14 protein-coding genes are annotated in these 16,539 nt (G+C 36.5%); all 14 read right to left on the reverse strand.

The genetic code is table 11. The features are described 5' to 3' along the window. Nucleotides 1–28: 28 nt before the first annotated feature. Nucleotides 29–1,765, reverse strand: coding sequence for a thiamine pyrophosphate-binding protein (locus CXF71_RS01260; RefSeq protein ID WP_101231184.1), 1,737 nt, complete (start codon nucleotides 1,763–1,765; stop codon nucleotides 29–31). Between the two features lie 124 nt (nucleotides 1,766–1,889). Next, entirely contained in the window at nucleotides 1,890–2,939 is a 1,050-nt protein-coding gene (locus CXF71_RS01265; protein WP_101231185.1) for a polysaccharide pyruvyl transferase family protein, read from the reverse strand. Between the two features lie 603 nt (nucleotides 2,940–3,542). Continuing rightward, on the reverse strand, nucleotides 3,543–4,052 hold the full coding sequence (gene rfaH / locus CXF71_RS01270) for a transcription/translation regulatory transformer protein RfaH (protein WP_157826675.1): 510 nt from the start codon (nucleotides 4,050–4,052) through the stop codon (nucleotides 3,543–3,545). Nucleotides 4,053–4,599: 547 nt separating this feature from the next. Then, on the reverse strand, nucleotides 4,600–6,069 hold the full coding sequence (locus CXF71_RS01275) for an MBL fold metallo-hydrolase RNA specificity domain-containing protein (RefSeq protein ID WP_101231187.1): 1,470 nt from the start codon (nucleotides 6,067–6,069) through the stop codon (nucleotides 4,600–4,602). A 548-nt stretch (nucleotides 6,070–6,617) separates the two neighbouring features. Continuing rightward, nucleotides 6,618–6,989: a GxxExxY protein gene (locus CXF71_RS01280; protein ID WP_101231188.1), complete on the reverse strand. Its 372-nt coding sequence runs from the start codon at nucleotides 6,987–6,989 to the stop codon at nucleotides 6,618–6,620. An 810-nt stretch (nucleotides 6,990–7,799) separates the two neighbouring features. After that, nucleotides 7,800–8,219, reverse strand: a complete 420-nt coding sequence (hepT, locus tag CXF71_RS01285) for a type VII toxin-antitoxin system HepT family RNase toxin (protein WP_101231189.1) — start codon at nucleotides 8,217–8,219, stop codon at nucleotides 7,800–7,802. A gap of 14 nt (nucleotides 8,220–8,233) precedes the next feature. Beyond that, nucleotides 8,234–8,623 carry a type VII toxin-antitoxin system MntA family adenylyltransferase antitoxin gene (gene mntA / locus CXF71_RS01290; RefSeq protein ID WP_101231190.1) on the reverse strand — a complete coding sequence of 130 codons (390 nt, stop codon included), beginning with the start codon at nucleotides 8,621–8,623 and terminating at the stop codon, nucleotides 8,234–8,236. Between the two features lie 6 nt (nucleotides 8,624–8,629). Then, nucleotides 8,630–9,598, reverse strand: a complete 969-nt coding sequence (locus tag CXF71_RS01295) for a Wzz/FepE/Etk N-terminal domain-containing protein (protein WP_232771336.1) — start codon at nucleotides 9,596–9,598, stop codon at nucleotides 8,630–8,632. Nucleotides 9,599–10,900: 1,302 nt separating this feature from the next. Then, nucleotides 10,901–11,872, reverse strand: coding sequence for a GDP-L-fucose synthase (gene fcl / locus CXF71_RS01300; protein ID WP_101231191.1), 972 nt, complete (start codon nucleotides 11,870–11,872; stop codon nucleotides 10,901–10,903). Between the two features lie 4 nt (nucleotides 11,873–11,876). Then, on the reverse strand, nucleotides 11,877–13,010 hold the full coding sequence (gmd, locus tag CXF71_RS01305; RefSeq protein ID WP_101231192.1) for a GDP-mannose 4,6-dehydratase: 1,134 nt from the start codon (nucleotides 13,008–13,010) through the stop codon (nucleotides 11,877–11,879). 279 nt (nucleotides 13,011–13,289) lie between these two features. After that, a complete protein-coding gene (locus CXF71_RS21870; RefSeq protein WP_101231193.1) occupies nucleotides 13,290–13,580 on the reverse strand; it encodes a hypothetical protein in 291 nt (96 codons plus the stop codon). Nucleotides 13,581–13,583: 3 nt separating this feature from the next. Then, nucleotides 13,584–13,766 carry a hypothetical protein gene (locus CXF71_RS21875; protein WP_101231194.1) on the reverse strand — a complete coding sequence of 61 codons (183 nt, stop codon included), beginning with the start codon at nucleotides 13,764–13,766 and terminating at the stop codon, nucleotides 13,584–13,586. A 528-nt stretch (nucleotides 13,767–14,294) separates the two neighbouring features. After that, nucleotides 14,295–15,491 (reverse strand): EAL domain-containing response regulator, encoded by a 1,197-nt coding sequence (locus CXF71_RS01325; protein ID WP_101231195.1) that lies wholly within the window; start codon nucleotides 15,489–15,491, stop codon nucleotides 14,295–14,297. A 502-nt stretch (nucleotides 15,492–15,993) separates the two neighbouring features. Continuing rightward, nucleotides 15,994–16,536, reverse strand: coding sequence for a DUF6942 family protein (locus tag CXF71_RS01330; protein ID WP_101231196.1), 543 nt, complete (start codon nucleotides 16,534–16,536; stop codon nucleotides 15,994–15,996). Between the last annotated feature and the right edge of the window lie 3 nt (nucleotides 16,537–16,539).

Here is a 16,539-nt window from a genome sequence, read left to right on the forward strand (position 1 = left end):
AGTAAAACCTTCTAGCATAAAAATATTTTTATTTTTTAGCTATTTGTTTAACTAAATTAACCCCTGATTGACCTAGTATTTTTTTCATACCTGCTTTTAGAGTACTTTTACTTTCTTTGACAGTAGAGTTTATTAATTCTATCGCTTTACTCTCGTCTCTACTATCTGTAAAAATCTCTAAAACCATTGATTGATTAGTAATTTCAGAATTAACAAATCGAGTTAATACATTATTGAGCTCTGATTTATTGCTTGCGCTTAAATATTCAAAACCAAGGTTCTCTGAATAGTTTTTGATTAACAATGGGGATTTATTCCCAAAATGTTTAGCCGCTGCTATAAATTCATCAGCATCATCTTCAAAATAAGCTGCGGCAGAGTTATATCGCTTAAACTCAGCACCTATACCATTATTAATGACTAGTATACGCAGATTATTCCCAACATGACGATTACCCATTACGTTCATATCGTAAAAAAAGGCTTGATCTCCTAAAACACAAAAATACAAACGTTCTGAATGATTAAGTGAAGCGCCAATTAATGATGAAAGGCAACCATCGGTACCAAAACCGCCGACATTTGATGCCGTATGTACCCCTTCAGCCACATTAAAATAATTCCAAGAACGCAGACTGCTTAAGATTCCTAAATGTACAGTTGAACCTGGCGGAATTTGAGGTGCCACAATAGAAGCAGCCCAAATATTCGAAAAAGGCAACTCTGGTATGCTAATTCTTATCTCGTTAAGTCGATCTTCGCATTTTTGAAAATAACTATCATCATTTGTGGTTCCTCCACAATAAGAGCTAAAAAAGTCTTTTTCCGTCATTTCAAATACATAATGCAACTTTCTGAAAGTATCTCGTATTTCACCATCTTCATTTACTCTCCATACTTTATGTCCGGAAAGCCCCAAAGTTGGATAGTCGCCACTAATATCACCTATATGTATTAAAGTATCAGGTTTAAATGCGGACTTATCCATCTTATCTTGAGCTGCTAATAGTGAAAAAAGAAGACGATACTTTCCTTTATAACCACTAGTATGGTCACAAAAAACTACTGCATTATTTCTAAGACAAAACTCATCTAAAGTCTTAGTTTCGTCGCTAGTAAACTTTTTATGTGAACCGATGAAAACGGCAACTTTACCTTCTAATTGTGGAAGTTTATCTTGTTTAGTTATACGTTTAATGACTCGATAATTAGGTAGAACTTTATTTTCAAAGGGAAGCGTATATTTAGTTGGCACATTTATGTGTACAGGACCGCCATTTTTACGTTTGAGCTCTAGAATAGCTTGGTTAACTTTTATTTCACAATCCCATATATCATCGTCATCTTTAACTATTGGGAGCGTAACACTTAAGTTGACAATATCATTTTGCATCGAACTTCTATCTGTAACCTGTGCAATATGATGGCCAACCTTTGCAACATCTTGAGTAGATGTTAGAGCTAAAATAGGTAAGTTACGATAATATGCTTCAGTTAATCCAGATATATAGTTTCGTGCAGCTGTCGCACCTGTGCAACTTATAACGACTGGTTCACCACTATCCTCAGCCATGCCACACGCCATATATGCTGCCGATCGTTCATCAACTGATGAGTAAATCTCAAAAAATGGATCTTTTTGAATAGACCCTACAAAAGCAATATTTGTACCACCTGGTGAAGTTATAACCTTACGAATCCCATGGGATTTCAACAATGATATAACGATTTGTGTATTAATTTCTTTTGTATGTGAGTTACTCATAAAACCTCTATTTTTTATTGCAAACTAACGATTAACTCTGTACTTACAGAGTTTCAAATACCATAAGCAAATAAGATTCATTTGCTACAGCCATCATTACTTCAACTTGAATACTATCTTTTTATTAATTTAGATGCTTAACTAATGGATCAAAATACTTATCATTCCAATCCGGTACTGTAAAATCTGTTTCGTTTAAAACATTTTTAACCGTTTCATTTACTGTATCAATTGAGTCCGCAAACTTAACGAACTTCACGCCATCGAACCAATCAAATGCCGATGTTAATTTATGATCTACTGTTTTTAATACAACTGTTGGTTTTTTACATAAAATAGAAAAAATCAGTCCATGGAACCTATCTGTAACGATATATTCATACTTAGAAAACATTCTTAAAACTTCATCTAATTTTTCTTTTCGTTGCTCATTATCAATATTTTCAGGAATCGTAGTATCATAAACATCAAACTCCAATGCACAATTTTTAAGTAGATCAGCTCGTTGCTTATTTGATATTGCTGATTCATCATCTTCTCTTAAGCAAAATAATACTTTTCCGTTAGTTACGGTTTTTTCCAAATCTAGGTGTTCAGTATTATAAGATAAAACAAAATCAGGTGCTTTGTTCGTAGAACACTGTTCAAAATACTCATTTGCTAATTTAAAGCTTTCGTTATCACGAGCGACAATGGTTAACTGTTTATGTTTATTATATATATCTTTAGATATACTTAGCTCTTTTTGCCCTTTTTCAGTATTTCTAAAGTTAATTGTTTGTGGCAAGCTGAGTATCTTATTGTTTGGGAAGTTATCTATCATTTTTCTTCTGGAAGTTTCAGACCAAAGCCCTCTGTCACCGAGGTTTCCTCCACTATGCAAAACTATTAAGTCAGTAGTCTGAACTTTATTTTTAAAGCTAGAAACACAATTGATAACTTCATCTTTATTAACTTCAATAATTGAGTGATTAGGATAATTACGTTCTAACCACTTATAAATAGCAACAACTTGCGCTTGATCACCTAAATTACTTAATTCAGGTGTCGGTGTTATTGCATATATAATACGTTTACCTTTCTTATTAAATCTAGCATTTATTTCTGAGGCTTTTAATTTCCACTTTATGATACTGCGTATTTTTCTTAGGACTCTGATAGGTGATTTTTTCATTTTGATCTCTATATTTAAATAATAAAAATGCTACAGCTGATATTATGAAGCATATTGCCATGTAAAGGCTTGATTAATGTCCTCGATTAAAACAACTCGGGAAGTTACATATGGGAAGAACGATTAAACGACCTCTTTCTTTGCAAATACAAAGTGAAAAACCAATACGATAAACATACCAAAAATATCCCTGAGTAGCCTTGCTAAATACACAAATAAAGGCGCGTATTTAACCATACCAAAATCAATCGAGATTAATGGCGTTGAGGCAACAATTGTTTTGAAGGTATTTTAGGCTAACATCCGTATTATTTTTTTCCTATTGTTCAATAAATCGTTGTAAATTTCCAACACCAAACCTCAGATGGTTCTATCACCTGAGACAAATTCTGTCGTGATTGAGACACATTTTTTACCATTCAAAAACTGCTCAACCCACACTAAATACTGGCACCGCGGGCTTGCCGCCATACCCTTTCAATTTCTGCCAACAGGTTCGCATATTGAACACTTAATTAACATTCAAATAAGCTTCCGCCCTTTGGTTTCGCTCCAATAAGCAAGAATAGCATATTTTATATAATTCTAATTAATTAAAAATTGTTAATTAATTTTGTCAAAGTCATCATTTTCAATGACCACTTTATTTTCTTTACCGAGTATATTTAATAGTAAAATAGAGCGTTCTAACCCATCTTTACATTGGTATACCCCTTTAAGGCCAGCTAAGGGACCGTCTAAGATAACTAATTCATCACCTTTATTTATATTGATTAAGGTTTTTAGATTAGTTCGCTCAGCTTGGTTATTTAAATCACTTGATAATTCATTAATAAATTCATTAGAGACTTTGCCGTAATTTAAGCCAAAACGTACAAAGTTACTAACTCCTCGAGTAGAGCGAATAGCATTAAAGTTATCTTTTTCGGTATCTAATTTAACGAATAAATAATTAGGAAATAGTGCTTCTTCACCAATTAGTTTCTTTCCTTGTCTTTTTTTTAACTGCTTTACTTTGGGGAAGTAAACTTCTATTTTCTGTGCAGTTAAATTTTCAACAGCTCTTTGTTCATTTTTGGGTTTTGTGGTTAATAGATACCAGCTTGTTCTCACTTTATTCACCACTAATTACATCCACCAAGTCCATTTATTGTAACTTTAACGCGGCAGAATTATACGCGAGTTGTATTGATTTACCAGACATTAATACGATTAAATACAAATTTGTCGTCTATATAATCACTGTAAATAAGAAGTGGGGTTTGGGGTTTGGGGTTTGGGGTTTGGCATCATTTGAAGGACAAACTAAAACTAGTAATAGAAATATCACCACCGAGGACACAGAGGGACTTCGTCCTACACCGAGAAGCGAACAGTATTAGTGATGAGATAAGTTAATGGATTCAGGAGAATATGCGTCCTGCATTCTCTAATAAGTGGCATCCATGCCACGTCAGACCAGTAATAACTGCAATGACAGTCATCAACTGGATGCTAGTTGTTCTAGTGATTAAAGACAGGGATATTCACCACCGAGGACACAGAGGGACTTCGTCCTACACCGAGAAGCGACTTAAACTAGCAAGTGATGAGATAAGTTAATGGATTCCCGATCAGAAACTTCGGGAATGACGGGGTGATTGTGTGGTAGCTTTGATTTTTACTTTCCTATTTCTATCAATGCATCAGGCAGTAGTTCTTGGTAATGCTGTTTTAATGAGGCTTTAGCTTGCTCATCACCATGGACAATTAAAATGTGTTTTGGTTTTATGCGCATACGCTTAACAAAATTTATTAATCCTTGTTGATCTGCGTGGGCAGAATAACCACTAATTGTGTGAGTATTGGCTTTAATAGTAATTTTTTTACCATCAATGTAAACATAACCGCATGCTTTGCTTTTTCCTTCGCTCTTTTCTTCGTGAGGTTTGGGTGCATATTTTTGGATATCTCGCCCTAGTGTGCCTTGTGCTTGATAACCGACAAATAAAATATCAGCGGTTTTATCATGTAAAAACTGCTTTAGGTAATTTACAATTCGACCACCACTACACATACCGCTAGCTGCAATGACAATAGCGGGCTTATTGCGTTTGGCCAAATATTCAACAGTTTGTAGGTGCTCTTGGTGTGCGTTTACTGTGTAAAGTTGCTCGAAACTTAAGGGATGGCGACCGACACTAAGTTCGCTTTTAGCTTCTTTATCCCATAGGTCTTTGAAGTTTTGGTATTGTTCAGTAAATTTCGCCGCCATGGGTGAGTCAACGATTATATCAATATTATGCCAAAAGCTATTTTTATGTTTGGCTTGTTTTTTGTGTTGATGAATTATTTTTTCTAGTTCATAAAGTAATTCTTGAGTACGACCAATACTAAATGCCGGAATCAGTACTACCCCGTTATCGGTTACTGCTTTTTCAATAATGGTTTGCAGGTTTTTAGTGCGGGCTTTTCTATTTTGATGATTTTTATCACCATAGGTTGATTCAATAATTAAGGTATCAGCACGATAAGGGCTTTTCGGTGCAGGAAGTAATGGCGCATACGGCGCGCCTAAATCACCTGAGAATACTACTCTATGGTTATTAGGCCGTGTAGTACTTTTTTCTGACTCTACATTTAGGTCAACCTCCACATAAGCAGAGCCTAAAATATGCCCTGCCATTTGAAATTTAATCTTTGCCTTGCTTTGGTTGTTAGCGCTATTTGAACTAATTGCTAGTTCAAGTGACTGCCATTTTCTGTATTCAACTGGTACTAACTGGTTTTTAAGTAGTTTTATACAGGCTCTTATGATGGACTGATTACGAGTTACGCCAACTTTAAGTGCGTCTTCAATCACTAGCGGTAATAGCGCTGCGGTTGCTGTGGTGGCATAGATTGGTCCTTTGAAACCTGCGGCAAGTAGATAGGGTATGCGGCCAACGTGATCTATATGACAATGAGTAACTATGAGGGCTTTTACTGTGCTGATATCAAAATTTATGGCTAAGTGATCTTCATTCTCGGTATCAGCTTCTGTGCCTTGGAAAAGACCACAGTCGATTAGTACTGAGTTATGGTTATCAATGTGAAGTTGATGGCATGAGCCTGTTACGCCGTTTATTGCTCCGTGGTGCTGAATGCGCATAAACAATCCTTGTTTTAGTGTCAGTAATATTATGATAGTTAACTTTTTGATAATCAGTTATAAAAATTACGAATAAGTGATAAGTGATAAATCTTACCACCGAGGACACAGAGGGGCTTCGCCCTACACAGAGAAGTGATTCGACATTAAATACCTAGCAGGAAATTATAATTTGATTACTTTGGCTTATGTCTTCTCGGTGTAGCGTAACGAAGTGAAGCCTCGGTGTACTCTGTGGTGAATTGGTTTGATTTTTTAAACATTTTAGAGACTAGATATATACCACCGAGGACACAGAGGGGCTTCGCGCTTCACAGAGGAGTGACTTAAACAAAAAAACAATGCGGTTAAAGAACTAGCTATATTTTTCTTGTCATTGTTCTTTTATTTCTTCTCGGTGTAGCGTAACGAAGTGAAGCGTCGGTGTACTCTGTGGTGAGTAGGTTTGATTTTTTAAACATTTTAGTGACTAGATATCTACCACCGGGGACACAGAGGCGCTTCGCCCTACACAGAGAAGTGACAATTCAAGCTTTCTAATTACTAAATTAAATGCTTACCCGTTTTATGCCTGATGTTAGCTTTTGTACATTGAAGTTAATCAGTAGGCCTGTTTTGATGCCACTGAGTTTTAAGTAGGTGATTAGTTGTGCTGTGTGGATAGGTTGTATTTTGTCTACGGATTTTAGTTCGATGATTACTTTGTTAGGTATCAGAATATCTAGTCTGTAGCCTGCATAAATTTCATTACCTTTATAAATGATGGGTAATAATGTTTGTCTTTCAATAGGTAGGCCAATATTGCATAGTTCGTAGGCTAAGCAGCTTTCATAGCTTGATTCTAATAAACCTGGGCCAAGTATTTTATGAACCTCAATGGCGCAACCGATAACTTTTTGTGTGATGTAGTCCATATCCATCATTGCTCCCTGCAAGTTATTTTCTAACATAGTATAGCTTAGTGGAAATTCACTGAGAATGTTCAGGTATTAATAGACTAGATAATCACCACTAAGGTCATTTGAAAAGTGATTTTTAGTGAATAAAGATATATCACCACCGAGGACACAGAGGGGCTTCGCCCTACACAGAGAATTGATTCGACATTAAATACCTAGCAGGAAATTATAATTTGATTACTTTGGCTTATTTCTTCTCGGTGTAGCGTAACGAAGTGAAGCCTCGGTGTACTCTGTGGTTCAATTCACTTGGTCTTTGAACTGATTATTTTAGAGATTAGATATCTACCACCGAGGACACAGAGGGACTTCGTCCTACACCGAGAAGTGACTTAAACCAGCAACACAAAATAGGTTACAGACTCAGCCCCTTAAAAAGGGATCTAAGTATCTCTCGTCACTTTGGCTTATGTCTTCTCGGTGTAGCGTAACGAAGTGAAGCCTCGGTGTACTCTGTGGTGAATAGGTTTGGTTTTTCAAACATTTTAGTGACTAGATAGCTACCACCGAGGACACAGAGGGGCTTCGCCCTACACAGAGAAGTGATTTAAACCAGCAACACAAAATAGGTTACAGACTCAGTCCCTTAAAAATGGATCTAAGTATCTCTCGTCACTTTGGCTTATTTCTTCTCGGTGTAGCGTAACGAAGTGAAGCCTCGGTGTACTCTGTGGTGAATTGGTTTGACTTTTGTTATACATTTTAGTGACTAGATATCTACCACCGAGGACACAGAGGGGCTTCGCCCTACACCGAGAAGTTCAAAATACTTTACACACTTAACGCATTTATTGCGCTTTGACAAAATAACAGGATCGTTTTATATTTTTTATCTTTTACAATTAGCTTAATAAGTGTCTTATCTATATTGAGGTAGTCATGCACTAGTGAATTGCGTAACCCTATGATTTTTCGCCATTCGGTGAGTTCATTTTCATTAAGGATAGTAAGCTCATGTAGACCAACAAACGTTTGATAAGCATTACTACCTGATTCTTTTTTGAGCGACTTAAGCCAGTGTTTGGCAAGTCCAATTGATACTTCAGACAACAGTTGCAACAAGCGCTCTGCGGCTCGGTAATCTCGAGTATTCAATGTGGTTAATTGACTTAATTCATTTAACTCAAATTCATACTCGTTAATATGGATCACCACCTCTTTTAAATAGAGCTTTAAACCATGATCTACCACTTTCAATACCTCTGTTATTTATGCTCTATCATTTCAAATTCATACTGGCTATATATACGTTGAATTTCTTTAAACTCCCTAGCGCTATTTTTGCTACAAATAACTCTGCCGTATTCAACCACGTTAAGCGCTAAATATACAGGCACAGTGTTAATATCAATAATAGACAGTTTACCATCAGGTAAATTTAGCTGCTCTGACCAAATAAGGCTCAACTCTTGAGGGCGTAGCTTTCGGTCTAACTCCGACAAGTTAAAGTTTTTAAAAGCGATAGCTAAATCGATATCACTTTGGCTGTGTGCCGTCCCTTTCGCTTGAGAACCATACAACCATAACACTTCGATATTAGGATCTAATGAAGCAAGTTCTGCAATTGATTTTATTGTCTTTTCCTGACTCAACATAGGTTACTAATTTTTTTTGCTAAAGTAGCGAATTAATACAATTAACACCGACAGCATACCACCAAGCATAGTGCCTAACACCACAATTAAAGCGCGTTTTGGTTTGTCTTTGGTATCTGGTACTTGAGCAGGGTCTATGGTTTTAAGTACATATTCTTTTTTCACCATAGTTAACATCATGCTTTTAGTTTGTTCTTCAATAAGCTGATAAAAAACAGTTTCCATGGTAGCGACTTTAATATTAACAAGTTGTTTGGTTAGATAATCAATTGAAGCTTTGGCTTCAATTTGATCTTGATCTCGCATAAATTCATTAATGTCTTGAACCAACCAGGTTAACCATTGTTTCGCTATTTCTGGTGAATAAAACTCAATATCAATGTTAACCATTGAACTTGTTTTATCTTGCGAAACTGTTACTAGGTTTGAGAATGCTTGATAGGCTTCCCATGAAGATGGCTCTGGTTTTTTAGGTGCTTTGACTTCCCTTAGCCACTTATTGTTTACTGAGTCGTACATTTCTTCGTTTATGACTAAAGTGTCTGATGCCCTATCCCACTTCATCGATGCCATTAATGGTACGACTAAGTCATGCTTTGTAATGAAGGTTTCAACAAATGAACGTGATTTAATAATTTCTAAGGCTAACGCTGTTTTGTCGACTCCACCACCGCCACCAAGACTAATGCCGGCCATACTAGCTAAACCACCGAGTTTGCCAGACATACCACCTAATCCGCCAGCTTTGTCAGAGGCCGGAGCAAGTATTGCTGAGGCTTTATAGATATCAGGTTTAGATAGCGCGAAGAAAACAGAAGCTACCGCAAATATCATACTGATGATAATGATGGTAAATTTTCCCGCCCAAATAGCGCGCCAAAGTTCAGCTAAGTCTATTTCATCGTCTTGGTTTTGAGTGTTTTGTAAAAGTAGTTGTTGCTGAAGTAATTGTTGTTGTAACAATTGTGCATTCACTTCATTTGGCATTGCTTGAGAGTTCTCTACTGACTTTGACACTTTTCACCATATCCGATTGGTATATGTTGTCCGTATTCGCTTAGTTAGCCTAACGAACAACATTAAAATTTCCCGCATTATACGAAGATTCCTCACAAAGTTAAAGAGGGAAAGGCTTGGTATCGTTAATAATATAAATGAACAAAGAGCCACAATAAACAACCAAAACAAACAATTCCACCACCGAGGACACCGAGGGACTTCGTCCTACACCGAGAAGGGATTAGGGATGAAGTGATGGGATAAGAGAATGGATTCCCGATTAAAACATCACGGGAATGACGGAACTTAACATACAACACCATGGATTCAGGTGAATGTGCGTCAGGATAATTGCTCCTGCATTATCTAATAAGGTACTTCCTGTACCGTCTGCATTCTCTAATAAGTGGCATCCATGCCACGTCCGATCAGACACGTCGACAATGACAATATAGCTTCTGTGATCTCGGTCGTGGAGGTAATTTATGCTTAAGTGCTTAATAAAACTAGGTCTTCGCTTTCCATCCCCTTTGCCAATTGAAGATTTTCTTTGCCTCCATGGGACTACCTATATAAAACCTTGGCCATAACAACTTTGTATGTCTCTGGGCTAAATGCCCCCCATAAAAGAAAATATAACCTCCTTCAAATTCACATTATGAAACGAGTTCATTCCAGGTATAGTGCTTAATTAAAATAGTTGGATCTGCTACAATTTTAAATTGTCACGGTCGGTTAGTTCATCTAACCACTTTTTTCCATTTACTTCTCGTACAGATAAATGATTAAAGCTTTGTATATAATGACGATATTTATCTAGTTTTACTGGCAAATGACAGAAAATAAGCATCGTCAAAGTCAATACAATTCACATTCCAGATTTGATCACTTCCGCATATAAGATAATGATATTTTTCATCTAACAGATTCAATTGCTTTACAAAATCATAAGACTTAGTAGTTAACGTAAAGTCTTTTTTAATAAACAATTCAAAATCATCAAATCTAGACTTTAATAGCGGATAACAAATAAAGTTAATGATATTTTTTATTAAAATATTCGTTGATATAACTTCAGGTAATAAACAGTAATATCCCTTTGCCCTTTACTGGAGAAATTAATAATCTCCACTTTAAGCATCTATTTTTCTTTCAATACATACTGCAAAGCATATATTTTTAATATAGATCCAATATTATGGGATGCATGATATGTAGCTAATCCAACTTGTTCATTTCAAACCTTATTAATTTTGTATTTTAAAACAAGATAAAATATTAACCTCTAAACTCATCCTGATTATTCAAAAACCACTCGTAAGCTTTAGTAAGACCATTTTCTAACGGCACTGTATACTGCCACCCTAATGATTTTAGTCTGCCAACATTCATTAGCTTACGTGGTGCACCATCGGGCTTACTAGGATCAAATTTAATTTCACCTTTAAAACCAACAACCTTGGCAACAGTTTCAACTAATTCTCTGATTGTACAATCAACGCCAGTTCCCACATTAATATGGCTTAACATGGGTTCTGTATTAGCATCGTAAATAGATTTGTCTAAGTTCATTACATGAATTGAAGCATCAGCCATATCATCTACATATAAAAATTCGCGCATTGGTTTGCCACTGCCCCATGCTATTACTTCTTTATCACCATTAAATTTAGCTTCATGGAAACGGCGTAATAGTGCAGGAATAACATGGCTATTTTCAGGATGAAAATTATCATGTGCGCCATAAAGATTGGTCGGCATTACACTGCGGTAATCTCTACCATACTGACGATTGTAGCTTTCGCACAGCTTGATACCTGCAATTTTAGCCACAGCATAAGGTTCGTTAGTTTCTTCTAAGGTACCTGTTAGCAAAGCAGTTTCCTGCATTGGTTGCTCTGCTAATTTAGGGTAAATACACGAAGAGCCTAAAAACAATAACTGCTGAATATTAGCTAAGTGCGCGCTGTGAATAATATTGCACTGAATCATCAGGTTTTCATAAATGAAGTCAGCAGGGTAAGTATTATTAGCAACAATCCCACCAACTTTTGCGGCTGCTAAGTATACTTGGTCTATTTTTTCTGTTTGAAAAAAATTAATAACAGCTTGCTGGTTAGTTAAGTCTAATTCAGTCCGCGTACGGGTAATAATATTAGTATTACCACTTGCTTCAAGCTGACGAACAATGGCCGAGCCCACCATGCCGCGATGACCTGCGACAAATATTTTAGGGTTTAACGCTGACATACTGTTAACCTCGATTTTCAATTGACATCGCTACGTTATGGCCGTGCGCTTTAAGTAGTGCGTGTTGTTTTGCTTTACTTAAATCATTCTGCACCATTTCAGCACACATCTCTTCTACTGTAATTTGTGGTACCCAACCTAATTTTTCTTTGGCTTTTGAGGGATCACCGAGTAACGTTTCAACTTCTGCTGGGCGGAAGTAACGTGGATCAACACGCACAATAACATCGCCAACCTTTAATGCTTGTGCGTTATCACCTGTGATAGCCTTAACTGTCGCTATTTCTTCAAGACCTTCACCGGTAAACTCTAATTCAATACCTATTTCTTTAGCTGATAATGATACAAATTCACGTACTGATATTTGTTTTCCTGTTGCGATAACGAAATCATCAGCCGTTTCTTGCTGTAGCATCATCCATTGCATACGTACGTAATCTTTAGCATGTCCCCAGTCACGTAACGCGTCCATATTACCCAGATATAAACATTTTTCTAACCCTTGAGAAATATTAGTAATAGCGCGAGTAATTTTACGCGTAACAAAGGTTTCACCACGACGCGGGGATTCATGGTTAAACAAAATCCCGTTACACGCATACATACCGTAAGATTCACGGTAGTTAACAACGATCCAGTACGCATACATTTTTGCTACTGCATAAGGTGAGCGCGGGTGAAATGGCGTAGTTTCTTTTTGCGGAATTTCTTGCACTTCACCATAAAGCTCTGAAGTTGATGCTTGGTAGAATTTGGTTTTCTTTTCTAACCCTAAAAAGCGGATCGCTTCTAATAACCGTAATGTGCCCATTGCATCTACATCAGCAGTATATTCAGGACACTCAAAAGACACGGCAACATGAGATTGTGCACCTAGGTTATAGACTTCATCTGGCTGCACATCTTTTATAATACGCGTTAGGTTAGATGAATCGGTTAAATCACCGTAATGCAAAAAAAACTTTTGATTGTTTTCATGGATATCTTGATAGATATGATCAACACGCTCGGTATTTAATGATGAAGCACGACGTTTGATACCATGAACTTCATAGCCTTTTTCTAATAACAGTTCAGCAAGGTAAGAGCCATCTTGGCCTGTAACACCGGTGATTAATGCAACTTTTTTCTTTGTCATTTTTTGATTCCTTTACTCAATTTTTAGATATTGCCGTTTAGCGGAAAAATCAAAATTATTTGTTTAATGTTTAATTTTAGCCATTCACATTACAATGTTTGAACATTCTTCACACTTGTAATAACAAATTCACTAGCCTTGAAATAATTTTCAGCCTCTGCATAGCAGCGTAATTCTGTCGTATTACCTGATGGACGTATGTGAACAATACTGTTATCTGCTAACGTAACTATTCATCCGTCAATTTCGTCCATACTTTTAATTCTGCCTTTGAAAAACCTATTGAGCTAACAATTTTTTATGATCTTGTTTGCCTTGTGCGATTATTTCTTGGCTTTTTTCAGTGGCAAAGTTTTGAATGCGATCACTGTGGGTATAACGTTTTGGCAATGCATCAACTAATGTTGATATTAGACCTTTATTTACGGCGAATAATAGCATAATTGCAGGGGATATTGCATCTCGTGTTGGTAATGCTTTTAGTGGTTTTCCATTTAGCTGTAGATCAATCCCTGACAACAAGCCTCCATTGGCTTCAAAACCCGCTACGGATTTAAATTTTTTGTTCAAATTTTAAAATTCCGCAATGACATAAGGCGAGCCTATTTTTGTACGCTCGCCATGGGTAAATTTATTACTTAATTCAACCGCTGTATTACAACTTACTAGGATCGCTAACGCTCCAACATTTAATGCATCGGCCGTTAATAGCCCAAGAATATCACCACGTAACCATTGGCCATTCTCGTCTGACATTAATGGCCGGTCGCCATCGCCATCGCCATCATGGTGTCACCAAAGATTGTATAACCCTCTTAGTCTTTCTCACTAACTTCCCATAAAGCTGACCAAGTGCCGATATCATTGCAGTCGGCATCTAATGGTTGATAAGTTTTATTAAATCACTAGATCACTGTTAGTACACGTATAAGTACTAATTAACGAAACGATTATAAAAACATGTTAAGTATTAGCCATTTATTAGAAAAATAAAATTCTTGATTAATATTAGTAACTTAGGGGATAAGGTGAGTTAAAGAGATCAATTTTGCACCACCGAGGACACCGAGGGACTTCGTCCTACACCGAGAAGGGATTAGTATTTAAGTGATGGGATAATAGAATGGATTCCCAATTAAAACATCACGGGAATGACGTGATGAAACAACATAACTAAACAGATGGCTAAAAAAGATGGATTCTCGATCAGACACGTCGAGAATGACAATATAGCTTCTGTGATCTCGGTCGTGGAGGTAATTTATGCTTAAGTGCTTAATAAAACTAGGTCTTCGCTTTCCATTCCCTTTGCCAATTGAAGATTTTCTTTGCCTCCATGGGACTACCTATATAAAAACCTTGACCTATATCACAGCCCATCTCAGTGACTAAACTCATTACGGAATTATTTTCTACACCTTCAGCAATGGTTTTAATGTTTAAATCTTTTGCAACCGATATGCTGGCATTAATTAGTGCCAATTGGTTCATGCTGTCTTTATTTTCTATAAAGACACTTTTATCTAGCTTTAAATAAGTTAATGGCAGGTTTTGCAGGCGTTCTATGGTTGAGTGTTGTTGACCAAAGTCATCTAATGCGATTTCAACGCCGCGCATGTTTAAGCGGTTTAAGTTCATTAATTCTTGCGCGTGATCACTTGCCATTGCCCCTTCGGTAATTTCAATACATAACCTACTGGCTGGCATGGCGTATTCTTCCAACAACATCAAAAGAGTATCAGTAAATTCAATCTGTTGTAGCGCAATGGGAGATACATTGACCGATAACTTAATATCTAAACCTAATTGCCACCATTTTTTCCAATCACCTATCGATTTCTTTAATACGGCTAAAGTGATATGAATAATTAGTTCACTCTCTTCGGCTTTATCGATAAATCTATCAGGTGATACCATGCCTAATCGAGGGTGATTCATTCGACATAAAGCCTCCACGCCTATAAAACTGCGGGTAGTTAAATCAACTTGGGGTTGGTAAAGTACTTCAATATCATTATTTTTTATCGCTCGAATAATTTCATAAACCTTTAGTGATTCAACGGATGCGTTTTTTTGACGAGAGCCGCCAATTTTGTCAATAATGTATTGAAAATCTAATTCGTGGATGGGCTTTAATAAAGTACCAATATAATTCAACCCATAGGTTTTCGCTAATGATTCTACTGAGGAAATAATCTTAGTTGAAACACCACTCATAATCACTACATAGCCCTTGTAATTTAGCTGGCTTAGTTGTGATAACAGTTGAATCCCGTCAACATTGGGCATATTTAAATCTAGAAATAATAAATTAATTTGACTTGATTGACGAAGTATTTGCATTGCTTCAGGAGCCGAAGATGCCGTATGAATATGGTGAATATCAAAAGATTGCTCTAGTACCTTATTGACATAATTTAATATTGTAACGCTATCATCAACCAATAATACATGTAACCAATCAAAGTCTGACTTTTCCATATTAGCTTCCTAAAACAATCCTAGTTTATGGTGTCGTTGATAAGTTTTATTAAATCACTAGATCACTGTTAGTACACATATAAGTAGACATGTAATTACTAATTAACGAAACGATTATAAAAACATGTTAAGTATTAGCCATTTAATAGAAAAAGCAAATTCTTTGGTGATATTAGTAATTTAGGGAATGAAGTGAGTTAAAGATAACAATTTTGCACCACCGAGGACACCGAGGGACTTCGTCCTACACCGAGAAGGGATTAGTACTTAAGTGATGGGATAAGAGAATGGATCCCCGATTAAAACATCACGAGAATGACGGAACCATTCATCTTTGTTAGTGGTTAAGTCTACTCCTCGGTGTAGCGCGAGCGAGGCCTGCATGGATGTAGGTCATTTAGGTTATGCATGGAGCATATAACCTGCCTCTGCTCTTTATTTGAAATGTCTCGGTGGTAGATATCTTTTTTTGTTGTACTTAATGAACAAAGGGTGGTGGTTTTTACTGTGTCGTTTTTAAGCTTTGTAATAAGCCTGCCACACGCTCAATTTTGATATTACTCAGTTGCCGATAATCAAAATATGGACAAACTATAAGTTTATTGTCGTTATCAATAGCAAATTCATCATCAAGCCACACTAAATTCGCGACGAGTTTACCGCTGTTTATTAACGCTTTGGCATGGCCTTTACCACAAATAATATGCACTACTTCTTTATTTTCTGTATTTAAGGATAATTTCGGCGCTGAAAATAACAGTGCTGTTTTACTTTGTGTTTGTAATAAGTAGTTATCACGATAATCTTGCCAAGTAGTTGCTCTCGCTGAGTAGTCGAAAGACTTTTTATCTAAAGCGTAAAGCAACTTTGCATAAACATTAAATACTTTTCGCCAGCCATTGCCACACGCTTGGTTAATAACGTTAATTTCACCTTGAACCAGTGGAGTAACTTCAGCCAGGTTTTGATATTCAAGCATGTTGGGTTTATTTGCGATATACACTGCAAAGTTAAAATTACTGTCCCCAAAACCAATATTAGTCATATG

It is taken from the genome of Colwellia sp. 12G3 (assembly GCF_002836775.1).
GTDB lineage: Bacteria > Pseudomonadota > Gammaproteobacteria > Enterobacterales > Alteromonadaceae > Colwellia.

Coding starts and splice junctions, on each gene's coding strand:
- CXF71_RS01260 (WP_101231184.1), bottom strand. CDS start 1,765: ATGAGTAACTCACATACAAAAGAAATTAATACACAAATCGTTATATCA.
- CXF71_RS01265 (WP_101231185.1), bottom strand. CDS start 2,939: ATGAAAAAATCACCTATCAGAGTCCTAAGAAAAATACGCAGTATCATA.
- CXF71_RS01275 (WP_101231187.1), bottom strand. CDS start 6,069: ATGCGCATTCAGCACCACGGAGCAATAAACGGCGTAACAGGCTCATGC.
- CXF71_RS01280 (WP_101231188.1), bottom strand. CDS start 6,989: ATGGATATGGACTACATCACACAAAAAGTTATCGGTTGCGCCATTGAG.
- mntA (WP_101231190.1), bottom strand. CDS start 8,623: ATGTTGAGTCAGGAAAAGACAATAAAATCAATTGCAGAACTTGCTTCA.
- fcl (WP_101231191.1), bottom strand. CDS start 11,872: ATGTCAGCGTTAAACCCTAAAATATTTGTCGCAGGTCATCGCGGCATG.
- gmd (WP_101231192.1), bottom strand. CDS start 13,010: ATGACAAAGAAAAAAGTTGCATTAATCACCGGTGTTACAGGCCAAGAT.
- CXF71_RS21875 (WP_101231194.1), bottom strand. CDS start 13,766: ATGTCAGACGAGAATGGCCAATGGTTACGTGGTGATATTCTTGGGCTA.
- CXF71_RS01325 (WP_101231195.1), bottom strand. CDS start 15,491: ATGGAAAAGTCAGACTTTGATTGGTTACATGTATTATTGGTTGATGAT.
- CXF71_RS01330 (WP_101231196.1), bottom strand. CDS start 16,536: ATGACTAATATTGGTTTTGGGGACAGTAATTTTAACTTTGCAGTGTAT.